Raw genomic sequence first — 11,180 nt, 5'->3', positions numbered from 1 at the left:
CGTGGTTGACGGGGGGGGTGGTGCGGGGGTGTATCCCCTGCGCCCCGGGGTTTTTGTGGGGGCGCCCCGGGGCGGGGGGGCCCGGCCCCGCGGGGCCGCCTCCGATGACCACCATGCGCCGTGCCGCCGTCATGTATGCCCCTCCGCCACTGGATGTCCGGCTATAGGGCATCACGTTAAGCGCGCGAGGTCTGCTCCCGGATCAGCATGTAGAGCACCGCGCTGACGAGCATCAGCGCGCCGTCGATGTAGACCGCGTTCGTCCAGCTGCCGTAGTGGTCGAAGAGGGTGCCGCTGAGCGCCGGGCTGATCACCGCGCCGATCTCCCCGACCAGGTTGAACAGCCCGAAGGCCGCGCCGCGTTCGGCCGCGTCCACCACATCGTTCAGCAGCGCGTGCGCCATCGGCTGGAGCGCGTTGAAGAACAGGCTGGAGACGAAGAGCAGGACGGACATCACCCAGAGGGAGGGCTTCTCATGGGTCTGCAGATACGCGGCGAACACCAGCACCAGCACCCCCTGGACCACGGTGAACGCGATCAGCAGCGGCCGCCGCCCCCACCCCCGGGCCTTCGCCCGGTCCGAGAGCATGCCCCCGGCCGGGAAGCCGAGGATGCCCGCGCCGGCGTTGAAGGTCGCCACCAGCGCGGCGTTCTGGAACGAGCTGTGGGCGGCGTCCGCGACGATCGACACCGACCAGAAGCTGAAGAACCACAGATTCCACATGACCGCGATGAAGGCGAAGCTGAGCAGCAGCACATTGCGGTTCCGCGATACCGCGCCCAGCCGGCTGCCGCGCCGGGCGAAGATCGCCCCGATGAGCACGAACGCCAGCACGCACTCGAGGATGGCCACGCCCCAGCTCGGCATCCCCGCCCCGTCGGCGATCAGATAGACCGCCATGACCGCGGCGCACAGCACCGCCGAGATCCCCAGCAGCCGCAGTGTGGAGCCGGTGGCCTTGAGCGGGCCGCCGATGCGGCGCATATAGACCGCCGTGGCCCAGCCGAACGCGAGCGTCGCGGCGCCCAGCACCAGGAACGGCATCCGCCAGGCGTCCTCCTCGCCGAACACCTCCCCGCCCCAGTCGATCAGATACGGCGCGCTGATGGTCGCGATCGTCAGCCCGATGGACAGCCCGGTGATGGCCACGCCCATGCCCAGACCGGCCTTCGCGGGCGGGGTGCGCTGGGCGATCAGCGAGCGGTCGTTGGAGTAGAAGACGCCCTCGCCGAGCCCGGTCAGCACCCGCAGCACCACGAAGGCGATCAGCCCGCTCATCAGGCCGCTGGCCAGCGTCGCGACCCCCGCCCACAGCAGCGAGACCGCGAGCATGGTGCGGTGCCCGAAGCGGTCGCCGAGATAACCGCCGGGGAACTGGGTGAGCATGTAGCCCGCGAAGAAGAGGCTGCCGATCAGACCGCCGAGCGCGTGCGGATGGCTGGCGGAGCCCAGCATGCCGTGGTCGTGTTCGATCAGCCAGGTGACGACCGGGCCGGTGATGGTGCGGTCGGCGTACGAGAAGAGCCAGCCGCCCATCAGCATGGCCCACAGGGTGTGATACGGCTGCCAGCCGCCGCGGGGCGCCTCCCGGCCCTGCGCGGTGGGCTCTGCGGTCACTTCGGGCATGTCTCCATGTCCCCTCTCGGGCCTGGGCGTGTCGGCTCGGCGGCTCGGTTGGTGCCACACAGAATGTGGCCGGACATCGGGCGCGGCAAGGCGCGTTCGCGGGTCTTTCACCGGCCGGAAGCCTCCGCGACGGGGTCTTGCCCCAGGGCGGCGGCGAGGGTACGGGAGATGCCGTGCGCGGCGACCCGTACGGCCGGGACCAGCCCCGGGGCCCGCCCCTCCGCGGCCGGCACCACCACCGACAGCGAGGCCACCACCTCCCCGCCCGGTCCGCGCACCGGGGCGGCGATGGACAGCCCGTCCATGGTGATCTGCCGGTCGCTGACCGCGATCCCGGTGCGCCGCACCTCGGCCAGGGCGGTCCGCAGCCGGTGCGGGTCCTGGATCGTCATCTCGGTGTAGCGGCGCAGCGGGCGGGCGCACACCCGCTCGTACAGCCGCGGCGGCCCGTACGCGAGCAGCACAAGACCGACGCCGGTCGCGTGCAGCGGCCAGCGGCTGCCGACCCGGGTGCGCACCTGGACCGCCGAGTGTCCGGAGATCAGCTCGACATAGACCACCTCCAGGCCGTCCCGCACGGCGAGTTGGACGTTCTCGTGGGTGGCCTCGTACAGGTCCTCCATGAACGGCAGGGCCGCCTCGCGCACCCCGACCCCGCGCGGCGAGAGCGTCGCCACCTCCCATAGCCGCAGCCCGATGTGGTACGCGCCGGTGGCGTCGCGCTCCAGGGCGCCCCAGCGGGTGAGCGCGGCGACCAGCCGGTGCGCGGTGGCCAGCGGCAGCCCGGCGCGCCGGGCGAGGGCGGTGAGGGACAGCGAGCGGTGCGAGGCGTCGAAGGCGTCGAGGACCGCCAGCATCCGGCCCGCGACCGAGCGGCCGCCGTCCCGGCCGCCGGTGGCGCGGGTGCCCGGTGGGCTGATGGGGGTGAGGGGGCCGGAGGCGGTCATGACAGCGGAAGGCCGACGTAGTTCTCGGCGAGCTCGGCGGAGGCGGTGGGGGAGGAGGCGATCCGCTCCAGCCGCGCGATCCGCTCCCGGTCCTCGAACGGGCTCTCGTCCGGGCGCCGGTGGAGCGTGTCCGTCATGAAGTACGAGAACCGCTCGGCCTGCCACACCCGGCGCAGACAGGTCCGCGAATAGCCGTCCAGCAGCTCGGACGAGCCGGTCTCCTGGTGCTGGATCAGCGCCCTGGCCAGCGTGATCACATCGGTGACGGCCAGATTGAGCCCCTTGGCGCCGGTCGGCGGCACGATGTGGGCCGCGTCGCCCGCCAGGAAGAGCCGGCCGTGGCGCATCGGCTCCTGCACGAAGCTGCGCATCGGGGTGACCGAGGTGGCGGTGATCGGGCCGCGCTCCAGCGTCCGGTCCCCGTCGAGCGCGAAGCGGGCCGACAGCTCGTCCCAGATCCGCTCATGGGACCAGTCGTCGGGGTCGGTGCCGTTGGGCACCTGGAGGTAGAGCCGGGAGACGTGGGGGGAGCGCATGCTGTGCAGGGCGAAGCCGCGCCGGTGGCGGGCGTAGATCAGCTCCTCGCAGGACGGCGCCACATCGGCCAGCACACCGAGCCAGGAGTAGGGGTAGGCGTGCTCGAACGCGCGCACCCGGTCGGCGGGGATCGTGCGCCGGGCGATGCCGTGGAAGCCGTCGCAGCCCGCCACATAGTCGCAGCTCAGGGTCTGTTCGCGGCCCTCGTGGCGGAAACGGATGACGGGCGCGGCGGAGTCCGGCTTCTCGATGGCCAGCGCCTCGGCCTCGAACAGCAGCGGGGGACCGCCCGGCTCCTCCAGCTGAAGCGCGATCAGATCCTTGACGATCTCGGTCTGGGCGTAGACCATCACCGACTTGCCGCCGGTGGCGGAGGGGAAGTCCACGCGGTGGCCGCGGCCCTCGAAGCGCAGCTCGATGCCCTGGTGCGGCAGCCCCTCGCGGTCCAGCCGCCCACCGGCGCCGCACTCCCGCAGCACATCCACGGTGCCCTGCTCCAGGATCCCGGCCCGCTGCCGCCGCTCGACATACGCCCGGTCCCGGCTCTCCAGCACCACGCAGTCGATCCCGGCGCGGTGCAGCAGCCGGGCGAGCAGCAGCCCGGCGGGCCCGCCGCCGATGATGCCGACGGTCGTGCGCATCACATCGTCCCCTTGCTGTGGTGGTCCATGTCGCTGTGGTGATCCATGCGGCCCGCTTCGCCTTCGCCACTTGTTCGCCGAGTGAAACTTCGTTCATAATCAGCTGGTGATGAGTTTCAGCCCGGTGCCACCACCTGTCAATGGCCCCGTCGGGCCTCTCGAGCGCGGCCTCGCCGTGCTGCGCGAGCTGACCCGGCTGGCCGCACACGAGGGACGGACCACCGTCCGGCCCGGCGATCTCGTGCGCGGCACGGGGCTCGCCCGGTCCGTGGTCGACCGCGTCGTGGGCACGCTCGAACAGCTCGGTTACGTCACGCTCGACGGCCGTGACATAGGCCCGGCGGTCCGGCTGATGGAGCTCGGCAACGCCTATCTGGCCGCGAGCGGACTGCCCGCCGCGCTCGGCCCGTTCGCCGAGCGGCTCGCGGACGGGCTCGACGAGTCGGTCTCGGTCGCCGTCCCCGACGGCGGCGGGGTGCGCTTCGTCGTCCAGGTCACCCGCCGCCGCACCATGTCCCTCGCCTTCCGGATCGGCGATCTGCTCCCCGCCGAACGCTGCTCGCCCGGCGCGCTCTTCGCCGCCGAGTGGTCCGGGGCCGACTGGGCCGCCTGGCGCGCCCGCCGCGCCGAGGACCCCCTGGACACCTCGTTCCCGGCCGTCCCGGCCCGCCACCGGCCCGCCTCCGGCGAGGACTTCGAGGCCCGGGTCAAGGAGGCAGCCCGGGACGGCTGGGCCATCGACGACCAGCTGATCGAACCGGGCCTGGTGGCGGTGTCCGTTCCGGTGCGGGACGCCTCGGGCCGCATCGTCTGCGCGGTCAACGTGGTCAGCCACACCAGCCGCCATGACGTCGACTCGCTGCGGGCGGCGGTGCTGGGGCCGCTGGGTGCGGAACTCCCGGCGATGGAGGCGGCTTTGACGGCACGTCGGCCCAGGCTGGCTGCTTTGGGTGTCTCGGCTGCTTCGGCTGCTTCGGCTGCCTCTGCTGCCTCTGCTGCTTCGGCTGTTTCGGTTGCCGGGGACTCCGGTACGGCCGTGGGCGAGGATCCCGCGCGGATGGCCAAGCGGGAGCTGGGAGCGGGCTATCTGCAGTCCCTCGCGCGCGGACTGGCCGTGCTGCGGGCCCTGGGCGGGGCGGCCCTTGGTGGGGCGGCCCCGGGCGCGGCGCAGGGCGTGGGCCAGGGCGAGGCCCGCGCGGTGGAGGACGCGGCGCGCGGCGCGTCCGGCGCCACCGGGGGCATGACGTACGGCCTCGTCGGCGCGGCGCCGGGCGGCGGCCGGGGTGGGGGAATGACGCTCAGCGCCGTCGCGGAGGCCACCGGGCTGGCGCGGGCCACCGCCAGACGCTCGCTGCTCACCCTGGTCGAGCTGGGGTACGCGGAGGCCGACGGCCGGGCCTTCCGGCCGCTGCCGCGGGTGCTGGAGCTCGGCTACGCCCCCCTGGCGGAGCTCGGCTTCACCGACATCGCCCAGCCGCATATGCGCGAACTGGTCCGCACCGTCCATGAGTCGGCGTCCCTGGCCGTCCTCGACGGCGGCGACATCCGCTACATCGCGCGCGTCCCCACCGTCCGCATCATGAGCGTCAACATCACCATCGGCACTCGTTTCCCCGCCTACGCGACCTCCATGGGCCGGGTGCTGCTCGCCGGCCTGGACGCCGACGCCCGCGCCGCCCATCTCGCCGGGGTGCGGCCGGAGCCGCTGACCCGGCACACCGTGACCGACGTGGCCGAGCTGGCGCGCGTCGTGGAGCGCGCGGGGGCCGAGGGATACGCCCTGGTCGACCAGGAGCTGGAGGAGGGGCTGCGGTCGCTCGCCGTGCCCGTGAGGGACGTGCGCGGACGCGTGGTGGCCGCGCTCAATGTGGCCACCCACGCCGGTCGCGGCACCGCCGAGAGCGCCCGCGGCGAGCTCCTCCCGGCGCTGCGCGCCACCGCGGCCCGTATTGAGGCCGACCTGGCCACGGCCTCGGCACATCACGCCCTGGGGGCGGGTGAGAGAGTGGGGGCATGAGAGCGGCGAACACCCCGGGGGCGGGGCGCACCGGCCATGTCGTGGTCATCGGCGGCGGAATCGCGGGGCTCGCGGCGGCCCACCGGCTGCTGGACGGCGGGGCGCGGGTGACGGTCCTGGAGGCGTCGGGGCGGCTCGGCGGCAAGCTGCGCTCGGGCGAGATCGAGGGCGTACCGGTCGACCTGGGCGCCGAGTCGAGGGGGGGCCGGCGGCCCGCGGGCGGGGGGGTGGGCGGGGGGCGGGGGCTGCGGGCCACGCGGGGCCCCATGTAGACGCCCCCCCCCCGCCCGGAGGCGGTCGAGCTGGCGCGCGCCGTGGGCCTCGGCGACCGACTGCAGCCGCCCGCGACCGCGACCGCCTCGCTCTGGACGCGTGGCGGGCTGCGCCCGATGCCCAAGGGGCATGTGATGGGCGTCCCCGGCGATCTGGAGCCGCTGGCCGCGTCCGGGGTGATCTCGGAGGAGGGGCTGGCCCGGATCGCGCGCGACCGCGAGCTGCCGCCCACGCCGGTGGGCGAGGACGTGGCGCTCGGCGGGTATCTGGCGGAGCGGCTCGGCCGCGAGGTCGTGGACCGGCTGGTCGAACCGCTGCTCGGCGGGGTGTACGCGGGCGATGTGTACCGCACCTCGATGCGCGCGTCGGTCCCCACCCTCTTCGAGGTGGCCCAGTCCGGCCGCCCGCTGACCGAGGGCGTCCGGGAGCTGGCCGAGCGATCCGCACGACGGCAGGACGGCCCCGTGTTCATGGGCATCGACGGCGGGATCGGGCGGTTGCCGCTCGCGGTCGCCGACGCCGTACGGGCCGCGGGCGGCGAGATCCGCACCGGGGCGCCCGTACGGGAGCTGCGGCGCACCGCCGACGGCTGGACCGTCGCCGTGGACGGTACGGGCGCCGTCGACGGCGTAGACGGCGCGGGCGGTACGGACGGCCCGCCGGTGGTGGCGGCCGATGCCGTGGTGCTGGCGGTCCCCGCGCCCGCCGCCGCCCGGCTGCTGGCCGCCGGGGCCCCGGCCGCCTCCGCCGAGCTGGCCACCGTGGACTACGCCTCGATGGCGCTGGTCACCATGGCCTTCCGGCGCACCGATGTGGCCTCGCTCGCCGAGGGCAGTGGCTTCCTGGTGCCGCCGGTCGACGGCCGGACGATCAAGGCGGCCACGTTCTCCAGCCGTAAGTGGGGCTGGCTGCGCGACGCCGGTCCCGATCTCTTCGTGCTGCGTACCTCGATCGGGCGGTTTGACGACGAGGTGGATCTGAAGCGTGACGACGCCGATCTGGTAAGGATGTCGCTCGCCGATCTCGGCGAGGCCGTCGGCCTGGCGGCGAAGCCCGTCGCGAGCCGGGTGGACCGCTGGGACGGCGGACTGCCCCAGTACCCGGTGGGCCATCTCGACCGGGTCGCCCGCATCCGCGCCGAGGTCGCCAGGGTGCCGGGGCTGGCGGTGTGCGGCGCCCTCTATGACGGGGTGGGCATCCCCGCGTGCGTCGGCAGCGCCCGTAAGGCGGCCGATGAGCTGCTGGGCGCCCTGGCGGGCCCCCTGGGGCCGGGCGCCGGAGCCGGAGAGCGAGAATAGGGCCATGACTGCTGCACCTGAGAAGACTCCCAACGCCGGTAAGAAGGCCAAGGACCTCAACGAGGTCATCCGCTACACCCTGTGGTCGGTGTTCCGGCTGCGCGATGTGCTGCCGGAGGACCGCACCGGCTACGCCGACGAGGTCGAGGAGCTCTTCTCCCAGCTCGCCGCCAAGGACGTCACCGTGCGCGGCACCTACGACGTGTCCGGGCTGCGCGCCGACGCGGACGTCATGATCTGGTGGCACTCGGAGACCTCCGACGCCCTCCAGGAGGCGTACAACCTCTTCCGCCGCACCCGGCTGGGGCGGCACCTGGAGCCGGTGTGGTCCAACATGGCGCTGCACCGCCCGGCGGAGTTCAACAAGTCCCACATCCCGGCGTTCCTCGCGGACGAGAACGCGCGCGAGTACGTGAGCGTGTACCCGTTCGTCCGCTCCTACGACTGGTACCTGCTGCCCGACGAGGACCGCCGCCGGATGCTCGCGGACCACGGCAAGATGGCCCGCGGCTACCCCGATGTGCGCGCCAACACGGTGGCGTCCTTCTCGCTCGGCGACTACGAGTGGATCCTGGCCTTCGAGGCGGACGAGCTGCACCGGATCGTCGACCTGATGCGCCATCTGCGGGGCTCCGAGGCGCGCCGGCACGTGCGCGAGGAGGTGCCGTTCTACACCGGGCGGCGCAGGGCGGTCTCCGAACTCGTCGCCGGTCTGGCCTGAGGCCCTTACGGCGGTCGGGACGGCCTTACCGCGGTCGGGACGGCCTTACGGCACGCGGGACGGCCTTACGGCGGTCGAGACAGCCTTTTACGGCATGCGTGCGGGACGGCCATACGGCATGCGGGACGGCCTTACGGTCGTCCCGTACTGGCCCTGGCGCCCTCTTACGGCGTGCCCGGGATCGCGGCCGGTTGCTTGCCCGACTCGGGCAGCGGGGCCGGTTCCGACAGCGGTGCGGGCTCCGGGCGCGGGGCGCAGAAGGCGGACCGGCCCGGGGTCCTCCCGGTCAGCAGATAGGTGTCCACATGGCGGTTGACGCAGTCGTTCGGCCCGCCCCACAGCCCGTGCGTCCCCGCCTTCCGCTCGGTCACCAGCGAGGAGCCGGGCAGCCGGTGCCACAGCTCCTTCGCCCCCGCGTACGGGGTGGCCGCGTCCCGCTCCGCTGACAGCAGCAGCACCGGCGGCAGCGTGACCCGCCCGGTCCGGCGGGGGCCCACGGCCTCCAGGTTCCCCACGTCGAGGGGGCGGCCGGGCTTCACCGGCCAGAAGGCGCACGGCAGGTTCATCGCCACGTTGTCCCAGGTCTCGAAGGGCGCGCGGCGGGCGAGGGCGGTGTTGTCGCGGTTCCAGGTGGCCCAGGCGCGCGGCCAGGGCGCGTCGTTGCACTCCACGGCGGTGTAGACGGCGTTGCCGTTCTCGTCGTCGGCCGCCTCCGCCGGATCGGGCGCGGCGAGCTCGATCAGCGGCTCGGGGTCACCGTGCAGATACGCGGCGAGCGCGCGGGCGGCCGGGTCCCAGTAGGCGTCGTTGTAGCCCGTCCTCAGGAACGCGCTCTGGAGCTGGGCGGTGCCGACGACCCCGCCCGCCGGTTTCCGCGCCAGCCGCCGCCGCGCCGTGTCGTACGAGGCGAGCACCCGGTCCGCGGTGGCGCCCAGGTGGTAGACGGCGTGGTGCCGGGCGACCCAGCGGCGCCAGTCCCGCCAGCGCCGCTCGAAGGCCAGCGACTGGTCGAGGTTGTCGCGGTACCAGATCCGGCCGGGAGCGGGGTTGACCACGCTGTCGAAGACCATCCGGCGCACCCGCCCCGGGAAGAGCGTGGCGTACACGGCCCCGTAGTACGTGCCGTACGAGGCGCCCACGAAGGTGAGCCGCCGCTGGCCCAGCGCGGCGCGCAGCACCTCCAGGTCGCGGGCGTTGTTCAGCGTCGTGTGGTGCGCGAGCGCGCGGCCCGAGCGGCGCACACAGCCCCGCACGTAGGCGCGCGCCCGCGCCACCAGCCGCCGTTTGAAGGCGGCCGTGGGGTGCGGCGGGGAACTGGTCGGCGCCTTGGCGTAGGCCGACGGCCGCTGGCAGGACAGCGGGGCGGAGCGGCCCACACCCCGTGGGGCGTAGCCGACGAAGTCGTAGGCGGCGGCCACCCGGCGGAAGGCGTCCTCGGCCGCGTACTCGGGGAACGCCATGCTGGAGGCGCCCGGTCCGCCGGGGTTGTAGATCAGCGCGCCCTGACGCCGCGCCTTCGGGCCGGTGGCCCGGATCCGGCTGACGGTGAGGGAGATGCGCTTGCCGCGGGGGCGGGCGTAGTCGAGCGGTACGGAGACCTTTCCGCAGGTGATGGGCGCGGCCAGCGCCTCGGCGCGGGGGCAGCGGTGAAAGGCGATACCGCGCCGCGCCGCGCGCCGGGCGGCGAACGCCACGCCACGGGCCGCGGCCGCGTCGCCGGGCGGGGCGGCGGCCGGGGCGGCCGAGGTGGGTGTGGCGGACCAGGTCGTCCAGGTGGGCGCGGCGGTGGGGACGGGGGCGGCGGAGGTGGCGGGGGCCGAACGGGTCGCGGAGGGCTCGCCCGCCGCACCGGCCGGGGGTGTGGCGGACCTGCTGGACGCGGCGGGCGTTGCGGGATTCGTGGCGGTGGCGGTGGCGGGGGCGGTGGGCGCGGCGAGCGGACGGCCGGTGGCGGGGGTCGCGAGCAGCGCGCTCATGGCCAGCGACAGGGACAGCGACCCGAGGATGCCGTACAGCGCTGCTGCTCTCACTGGCCATCCCTTCGTCCGTCGCGCGATGAAAGGGATATTTGGCGCGCCGGATGACCATGTAAAGCACCGGGCCGCGGTGTCGGGGTCAATGACCCCAATGCGTCTTCAGGGCCGCGCGCAGCGCCGGGTCGGGGAGGGCGGCGGTGCCGTGCACGGCGAGCGCGGTGAGCAGGTCGCCGTCATCGTCACCGCCATCCGCGTCGCCGCCGGAGCGCTGGGCGAGGGCCCGCCGCGGGGGCACGTCGATCCGGCCCAGCAGCCGCTGACCGGCGGGGGAGGCCCACCGCGAGTACGGATGCGCCTCGACCCGCGCGATCAGCAGAGAGCTCACCGTCAGCAGCAGCGGCAGCACGAACCACGCGGCCACCGGACCGCGCCCCGCCGCGGGCGGCACCAGCAGCAGTGCGGCGGCCGCCGTCACCAGCACCAGCGCGCAGGTCGCCCGCACATGCCGCACCGCGACCGCCACATTCGTACGGGCCGAGGCGGGCACCGCGAGCCCCGCCGCCACCAGCCGGTCGCCCAGCGCCCGCACCGGGGCGGCCGTGGCGAGCGCGGCCCGCACCGGCCGCACCGGGGCCTGCCCCTCCGGCCCTATCGCGCCGATCACGGCCCGCTCCAGGGCGTCCCGCCCGTCCGGGTCCACCACGGTGACCCAGCCGGTGTGCGCGAGCAGCAGCCGCCGCTCCCGGTACATCGTGACGAGCGCCAGATCCCCCACCCGCCGTGGCCCGCCGGACAGGAACGCCGCCTCGTACAGGCCCAGCCCTTTCCCGTCCGCCCCCGGATCGGGCTCCATCGGCTGAGCGGCGGCCACCGCCGCCAGGCACAGCCGCGTGCAACTGACGACTGCCGCGCCCCATGCGACGAGCAGGAAGAGGACCCACAACATGGCCGAGTTCTACTCGACCGGGCCACTACCGCGCCACGGTTTTCACGATATGAACGACTCGCACGCATGCGGCGCGCGCGCCGCGCAGACCCCCGACGGGTGTCCGACGGATCGTGACGCCTGCGGCGGGCTGCTCCCCTCCCCGCCCCTCCCAGAAACCCGGGCTGCGCCCCGCCCCCCCGCGCGGGGGCCCCCG

Annotated in this window: 7 protein-coding genes and 1 pseudogene; 3 read left to right on the top strand and 5 right to left on the bottom strand. The window is 74.4% G+C overall.

Features of this window, described 5'->3' with window-relative positions:
• Positions 1-176: 176 nt before the first annotated feature.
• The 3 genes from ACFXB5_RS48505 to ACFXB5_RS48495 all read right to left on the bottom strand — a co-directional run bounded on the left by ACFXB5_RS48505 (position 177) and on the right by ACFXB5_RS48495 (position 3,753).
• Positions 177-1,628, bottom strand: coding sequence for an MFS transporter (locus ACFXB5_RS48505; protein WP_385221139.1), 1,452 nt, complete (start codon positions 1,626-1,628; stop codon positions 177-179).
• A gap of 107 nt (positions 1,629-1,735) precedes the next feature.
• Positions 1,736-2,575, bottom strand: coding sequence for an IclR family transcriptional regulator (locus ACFXB5_RS48500; protein WP_385221136.1), 840 nt, complete (start codon positions 2,573-2,575; stop codon positions 1,736-1,738).
• A complete protein-coding gene (locus ACFXB5_RS48495; RefSeq protein ID WP_385221133.1) occupies positions 2,572-3,753 on the bottom strand; it encodes a 4-hydroxybenzoate 3-monooxygenase in 1,182 nt (393 codons plus the stop codon). The genes ACFXB5_RS48500 and ACFXB5_RS48495 overlap by 4 nt, the downstream gene beginning before the upstream one ends.
• Positions 3,754-3,862: 109 nt before the next feature.
• Between ACFXB5_RS48495 and ACFXB5_RS48490 the strand changes: the two genes are divergently transcribed.
• From ACFXB5_RS48490 to hemQ, 3 genes and pseudogenes are all read left to right on the top strand, one after another.
• Complete coding sequence (locus ACFXB5_RS48490) at positions 3,863-5,770, top strand: IclR family transcriptional regulator C-terminal domain-containing protein (protein WP_385221144.1); 1,908 nt, start codon at positions 3,863-3,865, stop codon at positions 5,768-5,770.
• Positions 5,767-7,341 (top strand): annotated as a pseudogene (hemG, locus tag ACFXB5_RS48485) (protoporphyrinogen oxidase). Before ACFXB5_RS48490 ends, hemG begins: the two are co-directional and overlap by 4 nt.
• 4 nt (positions 7,342-7,345) lie before the next feature.
• Positions 7,346-8,062: a hydrogen peroxide-dependent heme synthase gene (hemQ, locus tag ACFXB5_RS48480; RefSeq protein WP_020867857.1), complete on the top strand. Its 717-nt coding sequence runs from the start codon at positions 7,346-7,348 to the stop codon at positions 8,060-8,062.
• 164 nt (positions 8,063-8,226) lie between these two features.
• On the opposite strand, the gene ACFXB5_RS48475 is transcribed toward hemQ, so the two are convergent.
• The gene (locus ACFXB5_RS48475) at positions 8,227-10,092 is read right to left on the bottom strand and encodes an alpha/beta hydrolase (RefSeq protein WP_385221131.1); all 1,866 of its coding nucleotides are present in this window, start codon (positions 10,090-10,092) and stop codon (positions 8,227-8,229) included.
• 85 nt (positions 10,093-10,177) lie between these two features.
• Positions 10,178-10,984: a TIGR04222 domain-containing membrane protein gene (locus ACFXB5_RS48470; protein WP_385221128.1), complete on the bottom strand. Its 807-nt coding sequence runs from the start codon at positions 10,982-10,984 to the stop codon at positions 10,178-10,180.
• Between the last annotated feature and the right edge of the window lie 196 nt (positions 10,985-11,180).

It is taken from the genome of Streptomyces sp. NPDC059455 (assembly GCF_042750115.1).
GTDB classification, from domain to species: domain Bacteria; phylum Actinomycetota; class Actinomycetes; order Streptomycetales; family Streptomycetaceae; genus Streptomyces; species Streptomyces endocoffeicus.
This window is presented reverse-complemented; position numbering and strand designations above follow the sequence as displayed.

What these genes read in the sequence shown, in the direction of transcription:
- ACFXB5_RS48505 (WP_385221139.1), bottom strand. Translation starts at nt 1,628, where the DNA reads ATGCCCGAAGTGACCGCAGAGCCCACCGCGCAGGGCCGGGAGGCGCCC.
- ACFXB5_RS48500 (WP_385221136.1), bottom strand. Translation starts at nt 2,575, where the DNA reads ATGACCGCCTCCGGCCCCCTCACCCCCATCAGCCCACCGGGCACCCGC.
- ACFXB5_RS48495 (WP_385221133.1), bottom strand. Translation starts at nt 3,753, where the DNA reads ATGCGCACGACCGTCGGCATCATCGGCGGCGGGCCCGCCGGGCTGCTG.
- ACFXB5_RS48490 (WP_385221144.1), top strand. Translation starts at nt 3,863, where the DNA reads ATGAGTTTCAGCCCGGTGCCACCACCTGTCAATGGCCCCGTCGGGCCT.
- hemQ (WP_020867857.1), top strand. Translation starts at nt 7,346, where the DNA reads ATGACTGCTGCACCTGAGAAGACTCCCAACGCCGGTAAGAAGGCCAAG.
- ACFXB5_RS48470 (WP_385221128.1), bottom strand. Translation starts at nt 10,984, where the DNA reads ATGTTGTGGGTCCTCTTCCTGCTCGTCGCATGGGGCGCGGCAGTCGTC.